General features: G+C 70.6%; 23 protein-coding genes. 13 read left to right on the plus strand and 10 right to left on the minus strand.

Going from position 1 to position 25,346, the window contains the following annotated elements:
* Positions 1-16 precede the first annotated feature (16 nt).
* From OG780_RS13820 to OG780_RS13835, 4 genes are all read right to left on the minus strand, one after another.
* Positions 17-2,005, minus strand: coding sequence for a kelch motif-containing protein (locus OG780_RS13820; protein ID WP_328448054.1), 1,989 nt, complete (start codon positions 2,003-2,005; stop codon positions 17-19).
* A gap of 3 nt (positions 2,006-2,008) precedes the next feature.
* Positions 2,009-3,823, minus strand: coding sequence for a glycosyltransferase family 2 protein (locus tag OG780_RS13825; RefSeq protein WP_328448056.1), 1,815 nt, complete (start codon positions 3,821-3,823; stop codon positions 2,009-2,011).
* Positions 3,824-4,015: 192 nt separating this feature from the next.
* A complete protein-coding gene (locus tag OG780_RS13830) occupies positions 4,016-4,309 on the minus strand; it encodes an MTH1187 family thiamine-binding protein (RefSeq protein ID WP_326785456.1) in 294 nt (97 codons plus the stop codon).
* The gene (locus OG780_RS13835) at positions 4,306-4,650 is read right to left on the minus strand and encodes a DUF3817 domain-containing protein (RefSeq protein WP_328448062.1); all 345 of its coding nucleotides are present in this window, start codon (positions 4,648-4,650) and stop codon (positions 4,306-4,308) included. Before OG780_RS13835 ends, OG780_RS13830 begins: the two co-directional genes overlap by 4 nt.
* Positions 4,651-4,863: 213 nt before the next feature.
* Between OG780_RS13835 and OG780_RS13840 the strand changes: the two genes are divergently transcribed.
* The 4 genes from OG780_RS13840 to OG780_RS13855 all read left to right on the plus strand — a co-directional run bounded on the left by OG780_RS13840 (position 4,864) and on the right by OG780_RS13855 (position 7,526).
* Positions 4,864-5,496, plus strand: coding sequence for an AIM24 family protein (locus tag OG780_RS13840; RefSeq protein ID WP_328458109.1), 633 nt, complete (start codon positions 4,864-4,866; stop codon positions 5,494-5,496).
* A 1-nt stretch (position 5,497) separates the two neighbouring features.
* The gene (locus OG780_RS13845; protein ID WP_326785458.1) at positions 5,498-6,148 is read left to right on the plus strand and encodes an AIM24 family protein; all 651 of its coding nucleotides are present in this window, start codon (positions 5,498-5,500) and stop codon (positions 6,146-6,148) included.
* Positions 6,145-6,945, plus strand: a complete 801-nt coding sequence (locus OG780_RS13850; RefSeq protein ID WP_328448064.1) for an AIM24 family protein — start codon at positions 6,145-6,147, stop codon at positions 6,943-6,945. The genes OG780_RS13845 and OG780_RS13850 overlap by 4 nt, the downstream gene beginning before the upstream one ends.
* Before the next feature lie 104 nt (positions 6,946-7,049).
* The gene (locus OG780_RS13855) at positions 7,050-7,526 is read left to right on the plus strand and encodes a MarR family winged helix-turn-helix transcriptional regulator (RefSeq protein WP_328448066.1); all 477 of its coding nucleotides are present in this window, start codon (positions 7,050-7,052) and stop codon (positions 7,524-7,526) included.
* Between the two features lie 349 nt (positions 7,527-7,875).
* Here the strand turns inward: OG780_RS13855 and OG780_RS13860 are convergent, their stop codons facing one another.
* From OG780_RS13860 to OG780_RS13870, 3 genes are all read right to left on the minus strand, one after another.
* Positions 7,876-8,133 (minus strand): hypothetical protein, encoded by a 258-nt coding sequence (locus OG780_RS13860; protein ID WP_328448068.1) that lies wholly within the window; start codon positions 8,131-8,133, stop codon positions 7,876-7,878.
* 370 nt (positions 8,134-8,503) lie between these two features.
* Positions 8,504-9,460 (minus strand): methylmalonyl Co-A mutase-associated GTPase MeaB, encoded by a 957-nt coding sequence (gene meaB, locus OG780_RS13865; protein WP_328448070.1) that lies wholly within the window; start codon positions 9,458-9,460, stop codon positions 8,504-8,506.
* A gap of 40 nt (positions 9,461-9,500) precedes the next feature.
* A complete protein-coding gene (locus OG780_RS13870) occupies positions 9,501-10,703 on the minus strand; it encodes an acetyl-CoA C-acetyltransferase (RefSeq protein WP_328448072.1) in 1,203 nt (400 codons plus the stop codon).
* A 147-nt stretch (positions 10,704-10,850) separates the two neighbouring features.
* On the opposite strand from OG780_RS13870, the gene mce reads away from it, so the two are divergent.
* The 5 genes from mce (at position 10,851) to OG780_RS13895 (ending at position 18,460) form a co-directional block, all read left to right on the plus strand.
* Positions 10,851-11,291: a methylmalonyl-CoA epimerase gene (gene mce / locus OG780_RS13875; RefSeq protein WP_328448074.1), complete on the plus strand. Its 441-nt coding sequence runs from the start codon at positions 10,851-10,853 to the stop codon at positions 11,289-11,291.
* A gap of 243 nt (positions 11,292-11,534) precedes the next feature.
* The gene (scy, locus tag OG780_RS13880) at positions 11,535-15,383 is read left to right on the plus strand and encodes a polarized growth protein Scy (RefSeq protein ID WP_328448076.1); all 3,849 of its coding nucleotides are present in this window, start codon (positions 11,535-11,537) and stop codon (positions 15,381-15,383) included.
* A 268-nt stretch (positions 15,384-15,651) separates the two neighbouring features.
* A complete protein-coding gene (locus tag OG780_RS13885; protein ID WP_328448078.1) occupies positions 15,652-16,587 on the plus strand; it encodes a cellulose-binding protein in 936 nt (311 codons plus the stop codon).
* Positions 16,588-16,682: 95 nt separating this feature from the next.
* Positions 16,683-17,687 (plus strand): ABC transporter ATP-binding protein, encoded by a 1,005-nt coding sequence (locus OG780_RS13890; protein WP_328448080.1) that lies wholly within the window; start codon positions 16,683-16,685, stop codon positions 17,685-17,687.
* 5 nt (positions 17,688-17,692) lie between these two features.
* Positions 17,693-18,460 carry an ABC transporter permease gene (locus OG780_RS13895; protein WP_328448082.1) on the plus strand — a complete coding sequence of 256 codons (768 nt, stop codon included), beginning with the start codon at positions 17,693-17,695 and terminating at the stop codon, positions 18,458-18,460.
* Here the strand turns inward: OG780_RS13895 and OG780_RS13900 are convergent.
* Complete coding sequence (locus OG780_RS13900) at positions 18,441-19,385, minus strand: hypothetical protein (RefSeq protein ID WP_328448084.1); 945 nt, start codon at positions 19,383-19,385, stop codon at positions 18,441-18,443. The genes OG780_RS13895 and OG780_RS13900 overlap by 20 nt on opposite strands.
* 236 nt (positions 19,386-19,621) lie before the next feature.
* Between OG780_RS13900 and OG780_RS13905 the strand changes: the two genes are divergently transcribed.
* The 3 genes from OG780_RS13905 (at position 19,622) to OG780_RS13915 (ending at position 22,895) form a co-directional block, all read left to right on the plus strand.
* Positions 19,622-20,545 (plus strand): hypothetical protein, encoded by a 924-nt coding sequence (locus tag OG780_RS13905; RefSeq protein ID WP_328448086.1) that lies wholly within the window; start codon positions 19,622-19,624, stop codon positions 20,543-20,545.
* Between the two features lie 227 nt (positions 20,546-20,772).
* A complete protein-coding gene (locus tag OG780_RS13910; protein WP_328448088.1) occupies positions 20,773-22,041 on the plus strand; it encodes an ATP-binding cassette domain-containing protein in 1,269 nt (422 codons plus the stop codon).
* Positions 22,038-22,895, plus strand: coding sequence for an ABC transporter permease (locus OG780_RS13915; protein ID WP_328448090.1), 858 nt, complete (start codon positions 22,038-22,040; stop codon positions 22,893-22,895). Before OG780_RS13910 ends, OG780_RS13915 begins: the two co-directional genes overlap by 4 nt.
* Before the next feature lie 55 nt (positions 22,896-22,950).
* On the opposite strand, the gene OG780_RS13920 is transcribed toward OG780_RS13915, so the two are convergent.
* Positions 22,951-23,283 (minus strand): ATP/GTP-binding protein, encoded by a 333-nt coding sequence (locus tag OG780_RS13920; protein ID WP_328448092.1) that lies wholly within the window; start codon positions 23,281-23,283, stop codon positions 22,951-22,953.
* A 243-nt stretch (positions 23,284-23,526) separates the two neighbouring features.
* On the opposite strand from OG780_RS13920, the gene OG780_RS13925 reads away from it, so the two are divergent.
* Entirely contained in the window at positions 23,527-24,555 is a 1,029-nt protein-coding gene (locus tag OG780_RS13925; protein WP_328448094.1) for an LLM class flavin-dependent oxidoreductase, read from the plus strand.
* Between the two features lie 104 nt (positions 24,556-24,659).
* Here the strand turns inward: OG780_RS13925 and OG780_RS13930 are convergent, their stop codons facing one another.
* Positions 24,660-25,052, minus strand: coding sequence for an SCO5389 family protein (locus OG780_RS13930; protein ID WP_037624912.1), 393 nt, complete (start codon positions 25,050-25,052; stop codon positions 24,660-24,662).
* Between the last annotated feature and the right edge of the window lie 294 nt (positions 25,053-25,346).

Below are 25,346 nucleotides of genomic sequence, written 5' to 3' on the forward strand. Positions count from 1 at the left end.
GCCTCCGCGTGCGGCGTCACCTGACGTGGATCCACTTCGCCTCGGACGGTGTGCCCTGTGCGTCGGTCACGAACAGCATGTACCAGCCGGGCGGCACCAGCGCCGGGTCCCTCGGTACGTCCACGGTGACCGAGTCCGCCGTCCTCGTCAGCCCCAGCTCGATCGACCGCTGCTCGACGTCCGTGGTGTGGGTGACGGCGCTCGGCCGCATCAGCCGGGCCTTGGCGACCCGTTCCGGGTGGCCGGTGACGAACGTCGCCCGGTGGTTCGCGTCGAGCTCCTCCGGGCCGGCGCCCAGCACCGGGCGGTTCGCGCGGTTGCGGTGCAGGGCGGGCGGGGTGAAGACCTCCATGCGCTGTTCGAAGTGGCCCAGTTTGGTGTTCCGCTGATCGTCGAAGAGCGGGTCCGAACCGAAGGTGACGACACGGCCGTCGGGCAGGAGCAGCGCCTCGGAGTGGTAGTTGCGGCCCACGCGGGGAGACGCGGCCTCGTGGAAGGCGTTGGTCCGGGGATCGTAGAACTGCGCCTTGAGGATGTTGCTGGCGCCGCGGCCGCGGTAGTCCCGGGAGCCGTTCGTGGTGAACACGGTGTCGTCCGGCATGATCACGCTGTTCAGATAGCGCGTGCCCTGGGGAAGGTCGGGGCCGTCCTCGAAGGCCGGGCTGTCCTTCTTGAGGTCGACGATGGCGGTGCGGGCGGTGGACTTCCTGGACTCGCCGACGCCTCCGCCGCCGAGGATCATCACCTTCTGCTCCTGAGCGGGCGGGAGCAGGACCGACGCGGAGGTCTCCGTCCGGTCGGCGTCCCGCAGGCCGGGGACCTTCTGGAAGGTGTTGGTCCGCGGGTCCCACAGGCCCGGATCGCGGCCCTGGTCGGCGGGTCCGTACCCGGCGTTGGAGGCCGGGTAGAAGAGTTTGCCGCCCTTGGTGAGGAAGAGGGCCGGGTAGGTGGGGAAGTAGCGGTGGGGCCCGGGGCTCCACCGCTTCGTCACCGGGTCGTAGATCTCGGTGTCGCCCGGGTCGATGACCCCGACGTCGTCGAGCCCGGAGACGGCGAGGACGCGTCCGTCGTCGAGTCCCACGAGGGTCGGGTACCAGCGGGCCTTGTCCATCGGGTCGACGGGGATGTACCGCTCGGCCCTCGGGTCGAACTCGTAGGCGGCCCTGATGCCCTGGAAGTCCTGCTTCTCCAGGGTGATCTTCTCCGAGAGGCCGTACGTGTTGTAGGCGTCCTCGCCGCGCAGGCCGACGATCTCGTACTGGGCCTGCCGGTCGGTGACCGACCCCGGTCCCTTCTCCTCCGCCTCCACGAAGACGCGGGCCTCTCCGGCGGTGACCTCGGTCCTCCAGGGCTGCATGGCGCCGTTGCGGTCGTAGGTGATGATCTGGTTCCGCTTCGCCCTGGGGACCGTCACGTCGACCCTGCTGACGTAGTCGACGCCGGCGGGCGAGCGGAAGACGGTGCCCTTCTTGAGGACGACGGTTTTGTCGGGGTTCTCGTTCTTCACGCGCATGCCGCCGCCGGCCCGGACGACCTCGCCGTCCAGCTTCTCGTAGCGGGCGGTGCCGCCGGCCACGAGCATCCTGCCGTCGGGGAGCTGGGCGTGTCCGGAGCAGAAGAAGTCGTCCGGTGTGGGGATCTTCTTGAAGGTGTCCGTCCTCGGATCCCACAGGACCGTGTCGAAGGACCCCTGATCGAACTTCTTCTGCTCGTTGCCCGAACCGGCGACGATGAGCACCTTCCCGGTGTGCAGCAGGGCCGCGTGGATCGCGTTGGTGCGGTACTCCGCGGGAATCTCGACGCTGCTCCAGGAGCCGTACTTCGCCGTGTAGGCGGGCCGGGAGATCTTGTACTCGTGGTACGTCTCACCGGCGAAGCCGAGCGCGGCCGGGGCGTTGAGCCCCGCGAGGACGGCGAGGCCCGTGATGCCGAGCAGCGTCTTCTTCGCCTTCTTCGTATTCGTCGTATTCGTCGCATTCGTTGTCTTCGAGGGCCGGTGGGCCATGGACTAGGTGCCTCCTGTCGTGGAGCCGGTGACCGTGACGGGGGTGGCCGCCGGCGATTCCCGGCTGTCGGGAAGGCGGACGGGAGCGGGCGCCACGAGCCGGTTCCCGCGCTCCCCGGCGAGGGTGCGGATCCAGACCGCGACCGGGGCGAGGGAGATCCCCATGGCCAGCAGCGCCCAGGCCCGCATGGCCGCGTGGGTGTGGCCGAGGACGGCCGAGGCTCCGAGCGAGACGGCGAGCAGCGCGGCCCAGCCGAGATGGACACGGAAGGTCCACAGCCGGTCGGGGCTCGCGTCGTGGCCCTTCGGGGTGACGACGAAACGGCTGGGGCGCCGGACGACCGCCTCGCTCAGCGCCTTCAGGTAGATGGGGGCCGACAGGGCCGACATCGCCATGCCGGCCAGGCCGCCGGATCCCTCGGGTTCGTGCGGTGAGACGTTGTGCCGCCGGTTCCACAGGTACAGACAGATCTGGAGGGCGGCGGCGTCGCTGTAGAGCATCAGCCACATGGACGCGGAGACCTGCGTCCCGGATGCCCCGAACCACAGGAACAGGAAGCAGCTGACGATGCCCAGGAGCCAGTTGACGGCGGTCATCGGGTAGTAGAGGAGCATCAGCGTGTACGACAGGAGCCGGCCGGGAGGCATGGTGACCAGCGCCTTCCCGTACTGCTTGATCAGGGTCTCGTAGGTGCCGCGCGACCAGCGCATCTGCTGGGTGAAGAAGTCGGTCCAGGAGGAGGGCCCCTCGCCGACGGCGAGCACGTCCGGCGTGTAGACGGACCGCCAGTGCCGGCCCGTCCGGGGGTTGCGGTGCCGGTGCAGTTCGAACCCGGTGGCCATGTCCTCGGTGATGGAGTCGTACAGCCCGCCGATCTGCTTGAGGGCCGCGATCCGGACGACGTTGTTGGTGCCGACGAACATGGGCGAGCCGTAGCGGTTTCCGGCGCGCTGGATGAGGGCGTGGAAGAGGAACTGCTGGGACTCGGCGGCCTTGGTGACGGGGTTCTCGTAGTTCCCGTACACCTGGGGGCCGACGACGAACGCGACGTCGGGGTCCCGGAAGTAGCCCATCATGCGCTCGAGGAATCCGGGCAGCGGGACATGGTCGGTGTCGACGGAGGCGAAGAAGTCGTACGCGTGCCCGTACAGGGCGAGCCACGCGTTGTAGTTGCCGTGTTTGGTACGGGCCTTGTGGCTTCCCTCCGGTCTGTTCCACTCGGGCACGCCGAACCGGGTGAAGTGCCGGACGCCGAGCTCGGCGCACAGGGCTCTGGCCTGCTCGTCGTCGCCCTCGTCGAGCAGCCAGACGTCGAGGGGGCCGCAGTGCGTGAGCCGGACCGCGCCTTCGAGGGTGGCGCGGACCGTGGCGAGGGGTTCCTTTCCCGGGACGTAGGTGGTGAGGAAGGCGACCCGGGTGCCCTGCGCGGGAAGGACGGGTACGGGGTCGCGGGCGACCAGCGTCGCGTGGGCGATGCTCATGACGTTGACGACCGTGAAGAGTTCGATCAGGCCGATGACGACGAGCATCGTGGTGTCGAGGGCGTTCCGCCATGGCTCGCCGCCCTCGCGTTGCACCCAGTGGGTGGGCCACACGAGGTACACGAGGAGCGCGCCGGTGAGGACCGGGGCGAGGGTCGTCAGCAGGATGGCGCCTATTCGGCGCGGCTCGCGCGACAGGAGCTTGGTGTACTGCACCCGGTAGCCGGTGCCGGACGGCCGGGTCAGGGGTCCGGCGAGTCGGCTGTAGGTGTCGTAGTCGTAGCCCGCGGGCCGCACATCGCCCTCCCGTGGTTCGACGAGTCCGGTGATCGTCATGACTGGTAACCACACATAAGTGGAGTTTCCGTGACATGTCGAACGGGGCGGGTCCGAAGGGGTACGGGGGCGTGCGGGCGGGTGGTCTTTCGTCCCTGAGGTTCCGTCACCTCCGTCACCGTCACCGCGCGGGTACGAAAGAACCCCGGTCCGAGGGACCGGGGTTCCGGGTACGGGGGCCGCGCCCCGGGGTCACTCCGACAGGTGTCGCTCCACCGTCTCCACCTTCGAGGTGAGGCCGTCCGTCACGCCGGGACGGATGTCCGCCTTGAGGACGACCGAGACGCGGGGCGCGCGAGCCTCGACGGCGGCGACGGCACGCTTGACGACGGCCATCACCTCGTCCCACTCACCTTCGATCGAGGTGAACATCGCGTCGGTGCGGTTGGGCAGCCCCGACTCGCGGACCACGCGGACGGCGTCGGCGACGTACTCCCCCACGTCCTCGCCGACGCCGAGCGGTGTCACGGAGAAGGCGACGATCATGCGTTCACGACGCCTTCCGAGAACGCGCGGGAGGCGACGACCGCTTCCTCGGCCTCGCGCTTGAGCTTGCGCTCGGCGAAGAAGCCGCCGGTGGGCAGCACCGACAGGACGAAGTAGAAGGCGGCGATGCCGAAGCTCCACCGGGCGCGGTACCAGGCGAACACCCAGAAGATCGCGTACAGGACGAAGAGGACACCGTGGACCGCGCCCATGACGGGCACGGCGTTGAAGTCCGTGGTCCGCTTCAGCACCGAGCAGACGAGCAGCAGCAGGAAGGAAACGGCTTCGGGGGCCGAGACCAGACGGAGCCGGCGGAGTGCGGTGGCGGTCTTTATGTCCACGGGTCACCTTCGGTGGGATTCGCTGTCGGGGGAACGCTGCCCTTGTGAACGCAAGCACAAGCGTCCCGGACATTGTGGCATCCGGCGGGCGGGATCCCGGGCCCGGGGGCCCGGACGGCACCGGAGGACACCCCTAGGGGGCGGATCAGGGACGGGATCCACCCGTGGGCTCTGTCCGCCGTCCCGCGCTGCGGCTACCTTCACACCGTGGCGATGTTTCGACTTCAGGGCAGCAAGGTGCTCGCCGTCGACATGACCGGGGACGCCGTGAAAGCGAAGAACGGCTCCATGGTCGCGTACGACGGCCAGATGGCCTTCAAGAAGCTCAGCGGGGGCGGTGAGGGGCTCCGGGGAATGGTGACCCGGCGCCTCACCGGCGAGCAGATGACGGTGATGGAGGTGAAGGGGCACGGCACCTGCTGGTTCGCGGACCGGGCCTCGGAGATCAACCTGGTGACCCTTCAGGGGGACAAGCTGTACGTGGAGTCGAGCAATCTGCTCGCCACGGACACGGGCCTGCGCACGGGCACCACGTTCACGGGGCTGCGCGGCGCCTCGCAGGGCAACGGTCTGTTCACGACGACCGTCGAGGGCCACGGCCAGGCGGCGATCATGTCGGACGGGCCGGCGGTGGTGCTGCGGGTCAGTTCCCAGTACCCGCTGACGGTCGATCCGGGCGCGTACATCGCGCACCAGGGCAACGTGCGGCAGTCGTTGCAGTCCGGTGTGACGTTCCGCACGCTGATCGGCGAGGGCGGCGGCGAGGCGTTCCAGATGCGTTTCGAGGGCGACGGGCTGGTCTACGTCCAGCCCAGTGAGCGCAACACGATCGCGGGGGATGTGTGAGATGGCGTTCCGCGAGGTGAACTCGAAGGTCGTCGAGGCGACGGTGGTGCCGGGGCAGCGGCTGTTCAGTCAGCGCGGCGCGATGCTCGCCTACAAGGGCGAGGTGTCGTTCACCCCCAACATCCAGGGCGGGCAGGGCGGGGTGATGTCGATGATCGGCCGCCGCCTGGCCAACGAGGCGACTCCCCTCATGACCGTGGAGGGTTCGGGCACGGTCCTCTTCGGGCACGGCGGCCACCATGTCCAGGTGATCAGCCTCACCGGCGACACGCTGTACGTCGAGGCGGACCGGCTGCTGGCCTTCGACGGGACGCTCCAGCAGGGCACGATGTTCCTGGGCTCGCAGGGCGGCGTCATGGGCATGGTGCGGGGCCAGGTGACGGGTCAGGGGCTCTTCACGACCACGCTCAAGGGTCACGGGGCGGTGGCCGTCATGGCGCACGGCGGTGTCTTCGAGATCCCGATCACCCCGCAGCGCGCGGTGCACGTCGACCCGCAGGCGTATGTGGCGCACCACGGCGACGTGCGCAACAAGCTGTCCACGGCGCTGGGCTGGCGCGACATGGTGGGACGCGGTTCGGGCGAGGCGTTCCAGCTGGAGCTGAGCGGCAGCGGTTCGGTGTACGTCCAGGCCTCGGAGGAGAAGCTGTGAGCGGGTACGGAACCCCCGGCGGTCCGGTGATCCACGATCCGATGTCACTGCCGGTCGACGACAACGTCAACAAGTACACCTTCTGCGTGGAGCTCAAGGGGAGCCAGTGGTTCCTGCAGAAGGGCAAGATGATCGCCTACTACGGATCGATGGAGTTCAACGGCATCGGGCACGGTCGACTTGACCGTCTTGTCCGTACGTCATTCCATTCGCCACTGCACGCGAGCGACTGGGTCGTGGCGCAGGGCTCGGGCAAGATGCTGCTCGCCGACCGGGCCTTCGACGTGAATTCGTACGACCTCGACGACGGCAACCTGACCATTCGCTCCGGCAACTTGCTCGCTTTTCAGCCAAGTCTCGCGCTCAAGCAGTCGATCGTGCCGGGCTTTCTGACACTGATCGGAACCGGCAAGTTCGTGGCCGCGTCCAACGGTCCGGTGGTGTTCATGGAACCCCCGATCCGGGTGGACCCGCAGGCCCTCGTCGGATGGGCGGACTGCCCCTCCCCCTGCCATCACTACGACCATGCGTACATGACAGGCGTGATGGGCGGTCTACGTGCGATGACGGGCCTCGGAGGGGCCTCCGGCGAGGAGCACCAGTTCGAGTTCGTGGGGGCGGGCACGGTGCTGCTCCAGTCCACCGAGATCCTGATGGCCGAGCAGGCCACGGGGGCGGTCCCGCAGCAGGCCGGGGTGCCCGGAGCGGGAGGGGTGCCCGGTCAGCACGGGGGGCAAGCCGGCGCACCGCGCCTTCCCGGACAGCTGGGGGACCTCCAGCGTCGCTTCGGGCTGTGAGCGGTAGTCTGCGGAGTGTGACATCGAACGCGCGTCGAACACGTGCGCACCGTCACACAACCCCTCACTAGTTCGCATTTCAACATTTTAGGTAGACTTCATTTATGGAGACCGAGACGGCCACGCGCTGGCTGACCGATGCGGAGCAGTGCGCCTGGCGCACCCACCTGGAGGTCAACAGGCTGTTGACGTACCAGCTTGAGAGGGACCTCCAGCCGTTCGGGCTGACCATGAACGACTACGAGATCCTGGTGAACCTCTCCGAGTCGGAGGGCGTACGCATGCGGATGAGCGATCTGGCGTCCGCCACCCTCCAGTCCAAGAGTCGGCTCTCGCACCAGATCACGCGCATGGAGAACGCGGATCTGGTGCGCCGGGAGAACTGCGAGTCCGACCGGCGAGGGCTGTACGCGGTCCTCACCGAGCACGGCATGGAGACGATGCAGAAGGTCTCGCCTCATCATGTGTCGTCCGTGCGGCGGCACTTCATCGACCTGCTGTCACCCGAGGCGCTCGAGGACCTGCACAAGTCGCTGCGCCCGATCGCCGAACACCTGCTGGGACAGCGCGGCAAGCCTTAGGACTCAGGCGGACAGTCGCGCGCCGTCCGCCTCGGCGGGCCCGCTGCCCCGCCCGCACAGTGCCCCGCGTCCGCGTCCGGACGCGGGGTCCTCGCGTTCCCTGCGCAGACGAGGGTGGCCGCCGTCGGCGCCGGTGTCCCCGAGAACGTGAAGCACAGCCCCAGCGGCAGCCGGCCCGCCGGCAGACCCGCTCCGGCGGCGTCTCCCCTGAACTCCCGTCGTTCACAGCGGTGTTGAACCCAGGCGTCGGCCTGGGTGCGGAAGCCGGGCGGGGCGGCCGCGTCGGCCGTCAGACAGGACGTCGTCAGGGCCGGGGCGACGAGGAAACCGGCGCAGGCGACGGCCACGGTCAGCCCCCCGAGGCCGGGGGCGAGCCCGCGGCGAGCAGCGTGAGGCCCAGCGCGCCGGCCGGCAGCCGTACGCCGGGGGCCGTGCGCCAGTCGACCGCGCCGTTCAGCAGACCGCCCGGCGCGCTGCCCAGCGACAGCGCGGCAAGCACCCGGGCCACCACGCCCGCACCGTGGTGATGCCGCTCGGCGAACGCCATGACCAGAAGGCCGACCGCGCCGAGCGAGAGACCCACGCCCAGCGCCACGACGACGGGCACCGCCTCCGGCGTTCGTCCCGGCGGCGCACCCGCGTATGCCGGCGCACCCGTGCGTGCCGCCGTGCCCCGAAGCGCCCCACGGGGCACCGGCGTGAAGCTGGCGCCTGTCCGGCGCTCGCCCCGCGAGCGCACCCGCCCGTGTCGTCGCACCCCGGACGGGTCACGAGTGCTCCGCCCCGGTGGGCGGTGCGGCGTGGCGTCGTCCCCGGCGCGGCTCCCGCGAGGGTCCCGGCGCACCGTGCCGTGCCGCTCCCACAGGGGGTGTGACGTGCCGACCCGCACCCTCCCGTGCCAGGGCGCGTCGAGCCGACCCGGCACGGGAGGGTGCGGGTCGGCTCGGAGCGTGTGCCCGGCCTCGCGCCGGTCCGGTTCAGCTCTCCGTCAGGCCCTGGATCAGGGTGTCGGCGGCTTCGTAGGGGTCCAGTTCGCCCGCGACGATGCGCTCGGCGAGGGCGCTGAGACGGCGGTCGCCGTGGAGGTCGCCGATGCGCCGGCGCAGCGCGGTGACGGCGATCGTCTCGACCTCCTGGGACGCCCGGGCGAGCCGGCGCTCGGCCAGGACGCCGCGCTCCTCCATCCACGCCCGGTGCTTCTCCAGGGCCTCGACGACCTCGTCGATGCCCTCCGCGCGCGCGGCCACGGTCTTGACGATCGGCGGGCGCCAGTCCCCCGGACCCCGGGACTCGCCGAGGCTGAGCATGTGGTTCAGCTCGCGGGCGGTGGCGTCGGCGCCGTCGCGGTCGGCCTTGTTGACGACGTACACGTCGCCGATCTCCAGGATTCCCGCCTTGGCGGCCTGGATGCCGTCGCCCATGCCGGGGGCGAGGAGGACGACGGAGGTGTCGGCCTGGGAGGCGATCTCCACCTCCGACTGGCCGACGCCCACCGTCTCCACCAGGATCACGTCGCAGCCCGCCGCGTCCAGGACACGGATGGCCTGGGGGGCCGACCAGGCCAGTCCGCCCAGGTGGCCGCGCGTCGCCATCGAGCGGATGTAGACGCCCGGGTCCGAGGCGTGGTCGGACATCCGGACGCGGTCGCCGAGCAGCGCGCCGCCGGAGAACGGCGAGGACGGGTCGACGGCCAGTACGCCGACCCGCTTGCCCTGCCGGCGGTAGGCCGTCACCAGCGCCGACGTCGACGTCGACTTGCCGACGCCGGGCGAGCCGGTGAGCCCCACCACGTACGCGTTGCCGGTGAGCGGGGCCAGCGCGGCCATGACCTCACGGAGCTGTGGTGCCGCTCCCTCCACGAGGGAGATCAGCCGGGCCACCGCCCGCGGCCGTCCTTCCCTGGCCTGGGTCACCAGCGAGGAGACGTCCTGCATCACAGCTCCGTTCACGAGGGGTCGGTCGGTCGAACGCGGGTCAGGCCTTGGCCACCCGCACGATCAGCGCGTCGCCCTGACCGCCGCCGCCGCACAGGGCGGCCGCGCCCACACCGCCGCCGCGCCGCTTCAGTTCGAGGGCCAGGTGCAGCACGAGCCGGGCGCCGGACATGCCGATCGGGTGGCCGAGGGCGATGGCGCCGCCGTTGACGTTCACCTTTTCCGTGGACACCCCGAGGTCCTTCATTGACTGGACCGCGACGGCCGCGAAGGCCTCGTTGATCTCGATCAGGTCGAGGTCCCCGACCTCCAGGCCCTCCTTCTTCAGGGCGTGCAGGATCGCGTTCGAGGGCTGCGACTGCAGCGAGTTGTCCGGGCCGGCCACGTTGCCGTGGGCGCCGATCTCCGCGATCCACTCCAGACCGAGCTCCAGCGCCTTGGCCTTGCTCATCACGACCACGGCGGCCGCGCCGTCCGAGATCTGGGAGGCGCTGCCCGCGGTGATGGTGCCGTCCTTGGCGAACGCGGGGCGCAGCTTGCCGAGCGACTCGGCGGTCGTCTCGGCGCGGATGCCCTCGTCCTTGCTGAAGACGACCGGCTCGCCCTTGCGCTGCGGGATCTCGATCGGTGTGATCTCCGCCTCGAAGAGGCCGTTCTTCTGGGCGGCGGCCGCGCGCTGGTGGGACAGGGCGGCGATCTCGTCCTGCGCCGGACGCTGGATCCCGAGACGGGTGTTGTGCTTCTCCGTCGACTCGCCCATGGCGATGTTCTCGAAGGCGTCCGTCAGACCGTCGTACGCCATCGCGTCGAGCATCTCGATGGCGCCGTACTTGAAGCCCTCGCGGGACTTCGGGAGCAGGTGCGGGGCGTTCGTCATCGACTCCTGGCCGCCGGCGACCACGATGTCGAACTCGCCGGCGCGGATCAGCTGGTCCGCGAGGGCGATGGCGTCGAGGCCGGAGAGGCACACCTTGTTGATGGTGAGAGCCGGGACGTTCATGGGGATGCCCGCCTTGACGGCGGCCTGGCGTGCCGGGATCTGCCCTGCCCCGGCCTGGAGCACCTGGCCCATGATCACGTACTGCACCTGGTCGCCGCCGATGCCCGCGCGGTCGAGGGCGGCCTTGATCGCGAAGCCACCGAGGTCGGCCCCGGAGAAGGACTTCAGCGAGCCCAGCAACCGTCCCATGGGCGTACGGGCGCCCGCGACGATCACCGAGGTACTGCTGTTCGTTCCAGACATGAGGTGCGATCCCCTTACCGGCTGCACAGCCGAGGAGTGAACGAGGGTTTACTGAGAATGTACTGAGCGGTAGGCCACCCGTCATCCGGCCCGCAGTGTGATCGCGCGCACGTTGCGTAACCACGCCGGGAGCGCTGCACTGACTCCATGCTGACGCGAATCGACCACATCGGGATCGCCTGTTTCGACCTCGACGCCACTGTCGAGTTCTACCGTGCGACGTACGGCTTCGAAGTCTTCCACTCCGAGATCAATGAGGAGCAGGGCGTCCGCGAGGCCATGCTCAAGATCAACGAGACGTCCGACGGCGGCGCCTCCTACCTCCAGCTGCTGGAACCCACCCGCGAGGACTCCGCCGTGGGCAAGTGGCTGGCCAAGAACGGCGAGGGCGTGCACCACATCGCCTTCGGCACCGCGGACGTCGACGGTGACGCCGCCGACGTCCGCGGCAAGGGCGTCCGGGTGCTCTACGACGAGCCCCGGACCGGGTCCATGGGGTCCCGGATCACGTTCCTGCACCCCAAGGATTGCCACGGAGTACTGACAGAACTGGTCACTTCGGCGGCGGTTGAGTCACCTGAGCACTGACCTCCGTATATCTGGGCCGGTAGGGTTGGGGTCGGCCGTCGCCTTTCACGGGGGACGGCCGCGGTCCTGGCGCCTTCCGGCGAGCGGGACCAAGGGCCGGGGTCCAGGTTTCGGGGGGCGAGCGTCGGGGCAGCAGCCCGTGCTCAGCCGTTGATCTGACACCATTCCCCGGGGGCCCCGTTCGGCGGAAGAACGGTGCTCGTTCGGAATTACTTGCGACCAGGGGACGGATGGGACCGCGCAGTGCGGGGCTACGAACGCCAGGAGCGAGAGCCGGCGGCTGACGTCGACCACCTCTCTCGGTTCGAGGCCGAGATGGAACGGCTGAAGACCGAGCGGGAGAAGGCCGTCCAGCACGCCGAGGACCGCGGCTATCAGGTCGAGGTGCTGCGTGCCAAGCTGCACGAGGCACGCCGCAGTCTGGCGACCCGTCCTGCCTACGACGGGGCCGACATCGGCTATCAGGCCGAGCAGATGCTCCGCAATGCCCAGATGCAGGCCGACCAGCTGCGCGTCGACGCCGAGCGGGAGATCAGCCAGGCACGGGCGCAGACCCAGCGTCTCCTCCAGGAGCACGCCGAGCATTCGGCCCGGCTCCAGGCGGAGCTGCACCAGGAGGCCGTCACCCGGCGTCAGCAGCTCGACCAGGAGCTGGCGGAACGCCGTCAGACCGTCGAGTCGCACGTCAACGAGAACGTGGCGTGGGCGGAGCAGCTCCGCGCCCGCTCCGAGTCCCAGGCCCGCCGTCTGCTGGACGAGTCGCGCGCCGAGGCCGAGCAGGCGCTCGCCGCGGCCCGCGCCGAGGCCGAGCGGGTCGCCGCCGAGGCGCGCCAGCGGCTCACCACCGACGCCGAGGCGGCCCGCGCGGAGGCCGAGGCGCTGCTGCGCCGTGCCCGCACGGACGCCGAGCGGCTGCTGAACGCCGCCTCGACGCAGGCCCAGGAGGCCACCGACCACGCCGAGCAGCTGCGCAGCTCCACGGCGAACGAGTCGGACAACGCCCGCCGTCAGGCCACCGAGCTGAGCCGGGCCGCCGAGCAGCGCATGAGCGCCGCCGAGACGGCACTGCGCGAGGCGCAGGCCGAGGCGGACAAGGTCCTGAACGAGGCCAAGGAAGCCGCCTCGAAGACGATCGCGAGCGCCGAGTCGGTCAACGAACAGCGCACCCGGACGGCGAAGGAGCAGGTCGCCCGGCTGGTCAGCGAGGCCAGCCAGGAGGCCGAGACCACCAAGTCCGAGGCCGAGCAGATCGTCGCGGACGCCCGCAGCAAGGCCGAGACGATCGTCGCGGAGGCCGAGGAGAGCGCGCGCAGCCTCACCGCCGAGGAGACCGCCTCCCAGCTCGCCAAGGCGGCCCGGACCGCCGAGGACGTGCTGAACAAGGCGTCCGAGGAGGCCAAGCGGACCACGAAGGCGGCGTCCGAGGAGGCCGAGCGGATCCGCACCGAGGCGGAGACCGAGGCCGACCGGCTGCGCGCCGAGGCGCACGACATCGCCGAGCAGCTCAAGGGCACGGCGAAGGACGACACCAAGGAGTACCGCGCCAAGACGGTCGAGCTCCAGGAGGAGGCGCGGCGGCTGCGCGGGGACGCGGAGCAGCTGCGTTCGGACGCGGTCGCCGAGGGTGAGCGCATCCGCGCCGAGGCCCGGCGCGAGGCCGTCCAGCAGATCGAGGAGGGCGCTCGGACCGCCGAGGAAGTCCTCGCCAAGGCGAAGGCGGACGCGGACGAGCTGCGCCAGGCCGCCACGGCGGACAGCGAGAAGGTCCGCACCGAGGCCATCGAGCGCGCCACGACGCTGCGCCGGCAGGCCGAGGAGACGCTGGAGCGCACCCGCGCGGAGGTTGAGCGGAACCGCGCGGACGCCGTCGAGCAGGCCGAGACGATCGCGGCCGACGCGGAGCGGGCCGCCGAGCGGCAGCGCGAGGAGACCGAGCGGGCCATAGAGGCCCGCCAGGCCGAGGCCGCCGAGGGGCTGACCCGGCTGCACACGGAGACCGAGGAACGTCTGGCCGCCGCCGAGCAGGCGCTGACCGACGCGCGTGCGGAGGCCGAGCGGATCCGCCGCGAGGCCTCCGAGGAGATCGACCGGCTGCGTTCGGAGTCCGCCGAGCGGATCCGTACGCTCCAGGCTCAGGCCGAGACGGAGGCCGACCGGCTGCGCGACGAGGCCGCGGCGGACGCGTCGGCGTCCCGTGCCGAGGGCGAGTCCATCGCCGTACGGCTGCGTTCGGACGCCGTAGCGGAGGCCGAGCGGCTCAAGTCGGAGGCACAGGACAGCGCCGACCGGGTGCGGAGCGAGGCACAGGCCGCGGCCGAGCGCCTGGCGACCGAAGGTGCCGAGACGCTGGCCGCCGCCCAGGAGGAGGCCGCCCGGCGCCGCCGCGAGGCCGAGGAGACCCTCGGTTCGGCGCGCCAGGAAGCCGACCAGGAGCGCGAGCGGGCCCGCGAGCAGAGCGAGGAACTGCTGGCTTCCGCGCGCAAGCGCGTCGAGGAGGCACAGGCCGAGGCCGTACGTCTCGTCGAGGAGGCCGACCGGCGCGCGACCGAGATGGTCTCCAACGCCGAGCAGACCGCGCAGCAGGTGCGGGACTCGGTGGCGGGGCTGCACGAGCAGGCCCAGGAGGAGATCACCGGGCTGCGCTCGGCCGCCGAGCACGTGGCGGACCGTACGCGGACCGAGGCGCAGGAGGAGGCGGACCGCGTCCGCGCCGACGCGTACGCCGAGCGCGAGCGGGCCTCCGAGGACGCGGCGCGGCTGCGGCGCGAGGCGAACGAGGAGCGGGAGGCCGCGAGCGCGCTCGCGGAGCGCACCGTCGCGGAGGCGATCGCCGAGGCGGAGCGGATGCGTTCGGACGCCTCCGACCACGCCCAGCGGGTGCGCACCGAGGTGTCGGACTCCATCGCGAACGCCGACCAGGACGCCGCGCGCACCCGTGCGGACGCCCGGGAGGACGCGAACCGGATCCGTTCGGACGCGGCCGCGCAGGTGGACACCCTCATCACCGAGGCGACGGCGGAGGCCGAGCGGCTCGCGACCGAGACCGCGGCCGAGGCCGAGCGGGTACGCGCCGAGGCCGTGGCCAAGGCCGAGAAGCTCATCTCTGACGCGACCGGTGACGCGGAGCGGCTGCGCGCCGAGGCCTCCGAGGCGGTCGGTTCCGCCCAGCAGCACTCCGAGCGGATCCGCACCGAGGCCGAGCGCTTCAAGGTACGGGCGACGGAGGAGGGCGAGCGGCGTACGGCGGCGGCGCGCGAGGAGTCCGAGCGCCTACTGGACGAGGCACGCCAGGAGGCCAACAAGAAGCGCTCCGAGGCGGCCGAGCAGGTCGACACGCTCATCACCGAGACGGCGTCCGAGGCGGACAAGCTGCTCTCGGAGGCGCAGCAGAGCGCGCAGAAGACGACGGCGGACGCCGAATCGCAGGCCGACACGATGGTCGGTGTGGCGCGCGGCGAGGCCGAACGGCTCGTCTCGGAGGCGACCGTCGAGGGCAACACCCGTGTGGAGCGGGCCCGTGCGGACGCGGACGAGCTGCTGATCGGCGCTCGCCGGGACGCCACGGCGATCCGGGAGCGCGCCGAGGAACTGCGCGACCGTGTCACGTCCGAGATCGAGGATCTGCACGAGCGGGCGCGCCGCGAGTCGTCCGAGGCGATGAAGAACGCGGGCGACCGGTGCGACGCGCTCATCAAGGCCGCCGAGGACCAGCTCGCCGAGGCCGAGGCGAAGGCCAAGGACCTGGTGGCGGAGGCGAACTCCGAGGCGAGCAAGGTCCGGATCGCCGCCGTGCGCAAGGCCGAGGGGCTCCTCAAGGAGGCCGAGCAGAAGAAGTCCTCGCTCGTCACCGAGGCGGAGAAGATCAGGTCCGAGGCCATTCAGGAGGCGAAGGCCGCCGTCGAGGAGGGCAAGCGCGACCTGGAGGTCCTGGTCCGCCGGCGTGAGGACATCAACACGGAGATCTCCCGTGTCCAGGACGTCCTGGAAGCGTTGGAGTCCTTCGAGGCTCCTACGGCCGGCAAGGACGGCGGGATGAAGGCGGGTGCGGCCGCGGGAGCGACACGGTCGGGCGGCAAGGCGTCGGAGAGCTAGCCGACGGTCGGTCGGATGGCAGGGCAGGGCAGGGCGACGGAGAGCTGGACGGCGGTCGGTCGGATGGCAGGGCATCGGAGAGCTGGACGGAAGCGCGGATTACGTGCTTAGTAGGACGTTTGTCACAGGTTCTGGCAAGCCTTCCGGCGGCCGGCCACCCAAAAGGGGTGTCATTCTCCAGATCAAACACGTATCCGCTCGATGACACACCGCATTGCCCCCTAGGATTCCACCTATCACCTCACCGGTCTCATTCGACAGGAACCCCATGAGCGACACTTCCCCCTACGGCTTCGAGCTTGTGCGGCGTGGATACGACCGCGCTCAGGTGGACGAACGCATCTCGAAGCTCGTCTCCGACCGTGACAGCGCTCTGGCCCGTATCACCGCCCTTGAAAAGCGCATCGAGGAACTCCATCTCGAAACGCAGAACGCCCAGGCGCAGGTGAGCGACGCCGAGCCGTCGTACGCCGGTCTCGGCGCACGCGTCGAGAAGATCCTCCGCCTCGCCGAGGAGGAGGCCAAGGACCTGCGCGAGGAGGCCCGTCGCGCGTCCGAGCAGCACCGCGAGCTCGCCGAGTCGGCGGCTCAGCAGGTGCGCAACGACGCCGAGTCGTTCGCCGCGGACCGCAAGTCCAAGGCGGAGGACGAGGGCGTCCGGATCGTCGAGAAGGCCAAGAGCGAGGCCTCGCAGCTGCGCTCCGATGCGCAGAAGGACGCCGCGTCCAAGCGTGAGGAGGCGGACGCCCTCTTCGAGGAGACCCGCGCCAAGGCCGCCCAGGCCGCCGCCGATTTCGAGACGAACCTCGCCAAGCGCCGCGAGCAGTCCGAGCGCGACCTGGCCTCGCGTCAGGCCAAGGCCGAGAAGCGCCTCGCGGAGATCGAGCACCGCGCGGAGCAGCTCCGCCTGGAGGCCGAGAAGCTGCGCACGGACGCCGAGCGCCGCGCCCGCCAGACGGTGGAGACGGCTCAGCGCCAGGCCGAGGACATCGTGGCCGACGCCAACGCCAAGGCCGACCGGATCCGTTCGGAATCCGAGCGCGAGCTGGCCGCCCTCACCAACCGCCGCGACTCGATCAACGCGCAGCTCACGAACGTCCGCGAGATGCTCGCGACGCTCACGGGCGCCGCGGTGGCCGCCGCCACCGGCCCGGCGGAGGACGAGCCGATCTCCCGCGGGGTTCCGGCACAGCAGTCCCGGTAACCGCACAGCACGACACCAGGGCCCGCTCCCTCTGCCGAGGGCGCGGGCCTTGTCGTCGGGTGGCAGGCCCCCGGGGGCCGTCTTAGCGTGGCCGCATGATCGAGCTCGAGGGGCTGACGAAGCGGTACGGCGAGAAGGTGGCGGTCAACAACCTCACCTTCACCGTCAGACCGGGCATCGTGACCGGCTTCCTCGGTCCCAACGGCGCCGGGAAGTCCACGACGATGCGGATGATGCTCGGGCTCGACCGTCCCACGGCCGGCGACGTACGGATCGACGGGCAGCACTACGACCGGCTGAAGGACCCTCTGAAGTACATCGGCGCCCTGCTGGACGCCCAGGCCATGCACGGCGGCCGCAGCGCGTTCAACCATCTGCTGTGCCTCGCCCAGAGCAACGGCATCCCGAGGGCGCGGGTGCACGAGGTCCTCGACACCGTCGGCCTCACCGCGGTCGCGCGGAAGAAGGCGAAGGGGTTCTCGCTGGGCATGGGCCAGCGGCTCGGCATCGCGGGCGCGCTGCTGGGCGACCCGCGGATCCTGATGTTCGACGAGCCGGTCAACGGCCTCGACCCCGAGGGCATCCACTGGATCCGCAACCTGATGAAATCCCTCGCCTCCCAGGGCCGTACGGTCTTCGTCTCCTCCCACCTCATGAGCGAGATGGCACTGACCGCCGACCATCTCGTCGTCATCGGCCAGGGCAGGCTGCTCGCCGACACCTCGATGGCGGACTTCATCCGGCAGAACTCGCGCAGTTACGTCCGGGTCCGCTCCCCGCAGCGCGAGCGGCTGCTGGACGTGCTGAGGAGCGCGGGGATCACCGTCGTCCAGACGGGCAGCGGGGCGCTGGAGGTGGACGACGGGAAACCGGAGCACATCGGGGAACTGGCCGCGCAGCACCAGCTCGTGCTGCACGAGCTGAGCCCGCAGCAGGCTTCGCTGGAGGAGGCGTTCATGCGGCTGACCGCGGAGTCGGTCGAGTACCACGCGCACACGGACGCGCCGGGGCAGGAGCTCGCGTCGAGCCCGCCGGGCACGCCCCCCGCCCCCGCCCCCGCCCCTGGCCCGCAGTGGGGCAGCGGCTGGAAGAAGGGCTGAGCGGGATGGCGGCGACCCAGGTCCTCAGGTCCGAGTGGACCAAGATCCGTTCCGTGTCGTCCACGGTGTGGACGCTGAGCCTCGCGGCGATCGTCACGATCGCACTGGGCCTGCTCATCTCGATCCTCTCCAACAACGAGTTCGACAACATGAGCCGACAGGACCGGCTGACCTTCGACCCGACGTTCATCAGTTTCGCGGGCATGACCCTCGGCCAGCTCGCGATGATCGTGTTCGGGGTGCTCGTCGTCGGCAACGAGTACAGCACCGGCATGATCCGCACCTCGCTCTCGGCGGTCCCCCAGCGCGGCACCTTCCTGTTCAGCAAGGTCGCGGTGGCGGCCGGCCTCGCCCTGGCCGTCGGGATGATCACCAGCTTCATCACGTTCTTCGTGGGCCAGGCGGCGCTCGGCACGCACAAGGCGTCGATCAGTGATACGGGGGTGCTGCGCGCGGTGATCGGCGGGGGGCTCTACATGACGCTCATCGCGGTCTTCTCGATGGGTGTCGCGGCGATGCTGCGCTCTCCGATGCTCTCGCTCGGCATCCTGATGCCGTTCTTCTTCCTGATCTCCAACATCCTGGGCGCGGTCTCCGCGACCAAGAAGGTCGGCCGCTACCTCCCCGACCAGGCCGGCAGCAGGATCCTGCGGGTGGTGACACCCATCGACGACACCCCCTACGGTCCCTGGGGCGGCCTCGGCATCATGGTGCTGTGGGTGGCCGTGGCCCTGGCCGGCGGCTACGCCCTGCTCAAGAAACGGGACGCGTAGGACGTCCGGGCGGCTCGTCACCGTCCAGGCCGGGGTGGGTCAGTCCGTCGAAGTCGGACCACCCCTCCCACTGCCACACGTCCTTGTCGAGGTCCGGCTGGAGCGGTACGAAACGGCCGAGTTCGAAGTCCCCGGCCTCCAGGTCGAACCAGCGCTCGTCGGCGACCTCGGTGCCGAGTCCGACGGTCCGTGCGGTCAGCCGGACGAGCAGCTTCACCCCGGACGAGCGGGACAGGTCCTTGCCCTGAATCCGGCGGAACGGCAGTTCGGCCACCGGCGCCTCGACCGGTATCCAGACCGTGAAGGGGGCCCCTCGTTCGACCGCGAGCCAGCTCCGCTCGTCGGCCGGCTCGCCCTGCGCGTCCAGGACCTTCAGCCACTGCTTGTAGATGACGAGACTGCCGTCGTGCGGGGAGTCCTCCAGGTAGCGCAGATGGGCGCGGGCCCGCAGGTCCACGACCGACAGGTTGTCGAAACGGTTGTAGAAGCGGACGGCGATGATGGCGTCGTCGCTGTCCGCGTGGCGTCGCGAGTAGCCCGGGAAGTCGGCGGTCCAGGCGTGCGAGACGCTGGCCCGCCGCCGCCAGACGAAGGGCCGCAGCGCGAACAGCTTGATGAGGACGATGCCGAGCAGCACCGCCGGCACCAGCGCTCCGGTCACGGAGGCGAGCGTGGCGAGCAGCTGGTGGGCGGTGCTGTCCGGTTCGGGGTCGAGGCTGTCGGTGCCGACGCAGGCCCGCAGCACCCCCAGGCTGAGGTCGAGCAGCCGCTCCCCGTCCGAGAACCGTTCCGTCATCGAGCGCGGCGAGTCCTCGGTCAGCGTCCACGCCGCCGCCACGACGACCGAGAGTCCGGCCAGCGCGCCCAGAGTCATCAGCAGCAGTGCGTGGACGGTGCGTCCCGCGATCCACCAGCGAACGGACATGCGATAGCGCGGATGCGCCGGTCCCCGCCCCGATCGTCCCACTCGCCCCAGCCCCTGCCTCATGAGCCTCAACTCGCTTCCCCCGCAACCGATTTCACCCCGACCCATACAATAGGGGCGACATGATTCCCGGCGCCGGTTCAGGCCAACCGCGTTCAGCCGGGGAGACCGGGTCCCACGACGGGTACACCTCGGATGAAGGCCCAGGTTCATCTCGCGTGAAAGGCTGTGGCCGCATGCGTGCGACACCACCCCCGGAGGGCGTCACCGTGACGACGAAGGACCGAAGCCTCGAGGCGCTGGGCCTGAGCGACGTACCCGCGCAGAAGCCCCTGACGTATCCCGGCCGGCCCACCACCGAGCCGTCCCTGCTGACCGGCGGCGAGCTGCTCCAGCTCGACGTACGGCCGCTGCGGCTCGGCGAGTGGTACGTGGAGGAGCGCCAGGCGCAGCAACGGCTGGACGAGGCCCTCGCCGACCTGGGGCAGGTGGGCACCGGGCTGCGCCACCCGGTCATCGCCGTCGGTTCGAACGCCTCCCCCGGGCAGGTCTCCCACAAGCTGACCCGGCTGGGCATCCCGGCGGCGGTGCCGATGGTTCCGGTGCGGGTGCGTGGAATCGGCGTGGGCTGCTCCGGACACATCAGTCCGGCGGGTTACGTGGCCGGGACGCCGTACGTGGACCGGGGGGCCGAGACGACGCTCGTGGTGACCTGGCTGGACTCGACGCAGCTCAAGGCCGTCGACGACACCGAGTTCCCCGACTACCGGCGGGCGATACTCCCCGGCGACGCGTTCACGATGACGATGCCCTCCGGGGAACGGCTCGGCGGCGCGTACATCTACTTCAGCGCGCACGGTGTGCTCGCCGAGCCGGAGACCGGGAGGCCCCGCGCGGGCGGGGGTGACCAGTCCGAGCTGCTCGCGGCCCTGCTGGCCGGCTCCGAGCGCCTGCGCGACCTGCTCGGGCCCGACCCCGCGACCTGGGTGCGCCGGGCGGGTGCCGACCCGTCGCTGCGCGAGGCGGGCACGCTGGTCTTCGGTGAGGAGGGCTGGGTATTGCCGCAGACCGACTTCCTGCCCTACCTCGACGAATCGGCCGAGCTGCGACTGTACGACGATCTTCCGCCGCTGGACGATTCCCTGCCGAAGCGCGTCTGAGATTTCCCCGCCGCCGGGCCGGCGCGCATTCTCTTTTCCCGTCCCACCAGGAAAGACGAGTACCTGACAGAACGGTCGTACGAAATCTCGCCCTCTCCTGGATCTTTCACCGGCCGATGGGCGGGACTTTACCTGCCCTTGAGTGGAACCGCCGGGGCCCGGATATCCTCCTAACCCTTACGGGGGCGTGCGCCCCGACGTCCTGAACCTTTCGATGGGTGCGGAGAATGATCGAGGCAGTCGGCCTGACGAAGCGCTACGGCGCCAAGACAGCCGTGTACAACCTTTCCTTCCAGGTCCGGCCGGGTGCCGTCACCGGGTTCCTCGGGCCCAACGGCTCGGGCAAGTCGACGACGATGCGCATGATCCTGGGCCTCGACAACCCGACCTCCGGGCAGGTGACGATCGGTGGCTTCCCCTACCGCAGGCTGCCGAACGCGCCCCGCCAGGTCGGCGCGCTCCTCGACGCCAAGGCCGTCCACGGCGGCCGGAGCGCCCGCAACCACCTGCTGAGCCTGGCCCAGCTCTCGGGCATCCCGGCCCGCCGCGTGGACGAGGTGCTCGGCGTCGTCGGTCTCCAGGACGTGGCCCGAAAACGCTCCAAGGGCTTCTCGCTCGGTATGGGCCAGCGCCTCGGCATCGCCGCCGCGCTCCTCGGCGACCCCCAGGTGCTGCTCTTCGACGAGCCGGTCAACGGCCTCGACCCCGAGGGCATCCTCTGGGTGCGCAACCTGATGAAGTCCCTCGCGGCGGAGGGCCGTACGGTCTTCGTCTCCTCGCACCTCATGAGCGAGATGGCGCTGACCGCCGACCACCTCATCGTGATCGGCCGCGGCCAGCTCCTCGCCGACCAGAGCATCAAGGAGTTCATCTCCCACAACTCGGCCGACTTCGCCCGGGTGCGCACCCCCGACACCGAGCCGCAGCAGCGCGAGAAGCTGACCGCCGCGCTGACCGAGGCCGGCGGCCAGGTGCTGCCCGAGCAGGACGGCGCGCTGCGCATCACCGGACTGCCGCTCCCCCGCATCAGCGACCTCGCGCACTCCGCCGACGTCCGCCTGTGGGAGCTGTCGCCGCACCAGGCCTCGCTGGAGGAGGCGTACATGCGGATGACGCAGGGCGCCGTCGACTACCGCTCGACCGTCGACCAGAAGGTCGGGCTCCAGCAGCAGCTGCCGCCGGGCGCCATGCCGCCGCCGCAGATGCCGGTGGCGGGCCAGGGCCAGCCCGGCTGGTACGCGCCGCTGCCGCCCCAGCAGGGCGGGCAGCCCTTCGCCATGCCGCAGACCGGGCCCTACGGCGCCCCCGCGGCCCCCGGCACGGGCGCTCCGGGCCCGTACGGCGCTCCGGCGGCCCCCGGCGCCACGGACGTCAACCCGTACTCCCAGGGCCCCGCGACCCCGCCCGCCGCCGCGCCCGCTCCGGCGCCCGCGCCCGAGTCCGCACCCACGACCGCGCCCGCCGCCGACCTGACCAAGCCCGAGGACGCCCGATGAGCACGCCCCAGCCCCCGATGCCGCAGCAGGCCGCCGCTGCCCCCGACTGGCAGGCGGCGCCCGGCAATTCGTACACCTCGCCGATCCCCGTCACCCGCACCCACCTCGGGCACGCGCTCAACTCCGAGTGGACGAAGATCAAGTCGGTGCGCTCCACGATGTGGACGCTCGGGATCTTCCTGCTCCTGGTGGTCGGCATCGGCTTCCTGGTCGCCGCACAGACCACGAACGAGGACTTCCGCGACGTGCCGTACACGATCCCGGCGTTCTTCGGCCTGATGCTCGGACAGATCTGCCTGATCACGCTGGGCGTGCTGGTGGTCTCCTCCGAGTACGGCACGGGCATGATCCGTACGACGTTCACGGCCTCGCCGCAGCGTTACCGGGTGCTCGCCGCCAAACTGGTCATCTTCTTCGCGGTGGCGTTCGGCGTCTCGGCGTTCTCGATCGGTCTCGTCGGCCTGTTCACCGAGGGGATGCACGGCGACGCCTCCGGCGAAGCCTCCGACATCGCCTGGGGCGGCACCGTCGTGATGGGCGCGCTGTACGTCTCCCTGCTCGGCGTGCTCGCGCTCGCGGTGGGCTCGATGCTGCGTCACTCGGCGGGCGCGATCACCACGATGCTCGGTGTCGTGCTCCTGCCCGCGATCATGCCCGCGTTCCTGATGATGTCCGAGAGCTTGCGCACGATCGGCGAGAAGATGCAGGAGTACAACGCCCCGAACGCCCTCGCCCATGTCTTCCGGCTCGACTCGGAGAGCGGCAACGGCGGTGCGCAGCTCGGTCTGCTCGCCGGGGTGACGGCGGCGGCGGTCGTCGGCGCCTTCGTCCTCCTGGAGCGCCGGGACGTGTGACGGCCCGGCCGACGGCACACCACGCCTCGGCGCCACCTGAACCGGACAACAGGCCCTAGAACCTGGGCGCGTTACGGGACCGCTGCACCCGCGAGGTGCGGCGGTCCTTCGCGTTCCAGCAGGCCTTGTGCCAGTGCCGCCGCTCGTCGACGCCCGAGTGCTCCGGCCAGGCCACCACGTGCGGCACCCCGGAGGGGATCAGCTGGTCGCAGCCGGGGCAGCGGTAGGTCTTGCCCTGCGCGCTCGCGCCCGCCACATGGCGCACGCTCCACTCCTCGCCCTGCCAGCTCTCCGTGGACTGCCAGCCGCCGTAACGGTCCGACGAGTCCTCCTCCGGGCTCCTGCCGGACGAGCCGGTGTCCTTCGGACGGTTGCGACGCGGGGACAAGGGACACCTCACGGAGCTATACAGGGAGCAGGGGCCGACACCAGCCTACGCGGGAGGCACACGGGTACGCGTACTCCGCCAACCCGCTCAGATCCCCCCTCGGACAGTCCTCGGACGGTCTTCGGACAGCCCAATTCCCAGACAATCCGCAAATCTCCCCGCAAGGCCGTGTCTTCGGCACGTGTCAGGCGGTTATGCCGGGTGGGGGAGCTCCGTGTCGGAGCCGAGGAAGCAGGAAGTTCGATGCACGTTGGAAGTTTTGTACTGGCCGCCCAGTTCCCTGGGCAGGGCCAGGGAGAGGCCCTGCACCGCGCGGTGCGGTCGGCCGAGGTCGCCGAGGAGGCCGGGCTCGACGCGGTCTGGCTGGCCGAACACCACTTCGTGCCGTACGGGACATGCCCGTCGGCCGTCACACTCGCCGCGTATCTGCTCGGCCGCACCGACCGGATCCGGATCGGCACGGCGGTCAGCGTGCTGCCCACCGTCCATCCCGTGGCGCTCGGCGAGCAGGCCGCCCTGCTGCACCTGACGTCCGGGGGGCGGTTCTCGCTGGGAGTAGGCCGCGGCGGCCCCTGGGTCGACCTGGAGGTCTTCGGCGCGGGCCTCGCGGCGTACGAACACGGGTTCCCGGAGTCACTCGATCTGCTGCTCCGCTGGCTGCGCGAGCCGTCCGTCGCCGGCACCTCCGAACGGTTCCCGTTCCGTGAAGTCCCCGTCGTACCGCGCCCGTCGGAGGCACTGAGCGGCGCTCCGGGTCCCGAGGTCGTCGTGGCGTGCACCTCGCCCGCGAGCATTCGCCTCGCCGCCGAACGCGGGCTGCCGATGCTTCTCGGCATGCACGTCGGGGACGAGGAGAAGGCCGAAATGGTCGCGCTGTGGAGGCGGCACGCGCGCGCGGCGGGCCGTCCGTCGGACGAGATCCTCACGGCCGCCCATGTCTCCGCCGGCGTCTGCCAGATCGCGGACCGCAGGACCGACGCCGTCGAGACGCTCGTCAAGGCGATGCCGGGCTGGCTGAGGCAGGGACTGGACGCCCACGTGACGGTCGACGGCCGTGCCCGCTCGATGCGGGACCCGGTGGCGTACACCGAACTGCTCTGCGGACTGCACCCGGTGGGCACCCCGCGACTGTGCGCCGACCGGCTCGCGGCGACCTCGGAGCGGACCGGCATCGCGCGGTTCGCCCTGCTCGTCGAGGGTTCGGGCGACCTGGCGGCGACCGAGGAGAACGTACGGCGGCTCGGGGCCGAGGTACTGCCCCAGCTCAGGTGACCGCACGGGGTCCGGCCCGACGGGCCGGACACGCGGGGAGCTTGCCGCCCCAGTACCAATGCACCTCCCGCGTACGGAGCGGCAAGCAATGCGGCATCAGTGCGTCAGCAGTCCCTGAACTCCGGGGACTGGTTGAGCAGCTGACTGCGGACCGAGGTGAAGCGTGCCAGTGTGTCGTCCACCGAGTCGTCCAGTGGGAACACCGCCACCCGGTGGCAGTTCTGGAAGGCCAGCCGCACTCCGAAGTGCCGCTGCAGCGCGCCGCGTATCGCGTCACTCGCGAGCGCACGCAGCAGCTGGCCACGTGCCTGCTCGTCCGGCGGGGGCGTCTGGTTGTCGGCGAACTTGCCGCCGTCCACCTTCAGCTGGGCCACCAGGGAGCTGATCATCTCCCACGCGTAGGGCAGGGAGGTCCGGACGCAGTCGACGAATTCAGCTTCATCGACCTCGCCTCGCTCGGCCTGTTGGAGTAGGGCCGGTGAGACGTCGAGCGACATGGGTACTCCTCTCGCACCCCCACACATCGGGGGTTGCCGGACAGGGACGGGGACCGCGATACCGAACACGCTGAGTACATGTATCGCGACCTCCCGTTCATACGGTAAGCATCGGCAGGTAACGGCACCAGGAGAATGGGCACATAGCGAACCGCGAGTAGGCCGACAATCGGCCACGGAGGAACAGGGAATCTTCAGGATCAATGGGGTGACCCGCGAGAACGCCGGCCGGGCCGGGCGACGGAAGCCGTGGGAACAAATGGGGCGAACCATGAGTTCCTCCTCGGGGCCGGG

Source organism: Streptomyces sp. NBC_00386 (genome assembly GCF_036063235.1).
GTDB lineage: Bacteria > Actinomycetota > Actinomycetes > Streptomycetales > Streptomycetaceae > Streptomyces.

What these genes read in the sequence shown, in the direction of transcription:
- OG780_RS13820 (WP_328448054.1), bottom strand. Translation starts at nt 2,005, where the DNA reads ATGGCCCACCGGCCCTCGAAGACAACGAATGCGACGAATACGACGAAT.
- OG780_RS13825 (WP_328448056.1), bottom strand. Translation starts at nt 3,823, where the DNA reads ATGACGATCACCGGACTCGTCGAACCACGGGAGGGCGATGTGCGGCCC.
- OG780_RS13830 (WP_326785456.1), bottom strand. Translation starts at nt 4,309, where the DNA reads ATGATCGTCGCCTTCTCCGTGACACCGCTCGGCGTCGGCGAGGACGTG.
- OG780_RS13840 (WP_328458109.1), top strand. Translation starts at nt 4,864, where the DNA reads ATGTTTCGACTTCAGGGCAGCAAGGTGCTCGCCGTCGACATGACCGGG.
- OG780_RS13845 (WP_326785458.1), top strand. Translation starts at nt 5,498, where the DNA reads ATGGCGTTCCGCGAGGTGAACTCGAAGGTCGTCGAGGCGACGGTGGTG.
- OG780_RS13855 (WP_328448066.1), top strand. Translation starts at nt 7,050, where the DNA reads ATGGAGACCGAGACGGCCACGCGCTGGCTGACCGATGCGGAGCAGTGC.
- meaB (WP_328448070.1), bottom strand. Translation starts at nt 9,460, where the DNA reads ATGCAGGACGTCTCCTCGCTGGTGACCCAGGCCAGGGAAGGACGGCCG.
- OG780_RS13870 (WP_328448072.1), bottom strand. Translation starts at nt 10,703, where the DNA reads ATGTCTGGAACGAACAGCAGTACCTCGGTGATCGTCGCGGGCGCCCGT.
- mce (WP_328448074.1), top strand. Translation starts at nt 10,851, where the DNA reads ATGCTGACGCGAATCGACCACATCGGGATCGCCTGTTTCGACCTCGAC.
- OG780_RS13885 (WP_328448078.1), top strand. Translation starts at nt 15,652, where the DNA reads ATGAGCGACACTTCCCCCTACGGCTTCGAGCTTGTGCGGCGTGGATAC.
- OG780_RS13890 (WP_328448080.1), top strand. Translation starts at nt 16,683, where the DNA reads ATGATCGAGCTCGAGGGGCTGACGAAGCGGTACGGCGAGAAGGTGGCG.
- OG780_RS13895 (WP_328448082.1), top strand. Translation starts at nt 17,693, where the DNA reads ATGGCGGCGACCCAGGTCCTCAGGTCCGAGTGGACCAAGATCCGTTCC.
- OG780_RS13900 (WP_328448084.1), bottom strand. Translation starts at nt 19,385, where the DNA reads ATGTCCGTTCGCTGGTGGATCGCGGGACGCACCGTCCACGCACTGCTG.
- OG780_RS13905 (WP_328448086.1), top strand. Translation starts at nt 19,622, where the DNA reads ATGCGTGCGACACCACCCCCGGAGGGCGTCACCGTGACGACGAAGGAC.
- OG780_RS13910 (WP_328448088.1), top strand. Translation starts at nt 20,773, where the DNA reads ATGATCGAGGCAGTCGGCCTGACGAAGCGCTACGGCGCCAAGACAGCC.
- OG780_RS13915 (WP_328448090.1), top strand. Translation starts at nt 22,038, where the DNA reads ATGAGCACGCCCCAGCCCCCGATGCCGCAGCAGGCCGCCGCTGCCCCC.
- OG780_RS13925 (WP_328448094.1), top strand. Translation starts at nt 23,527, where the DNA reads ATGCACGTTGGAAGTTTTGTACTGGCCGCCCAGTTCCCTGGGCAGGGC.
- OG780_RS13930 (WP_037624912.1), bottom strand. Translation starts at nt 25,052, where the DNA reads ATGTCGCTCGACGTCTCACCGGCCCTACTCCAACAGGCCGAGCGAGGC.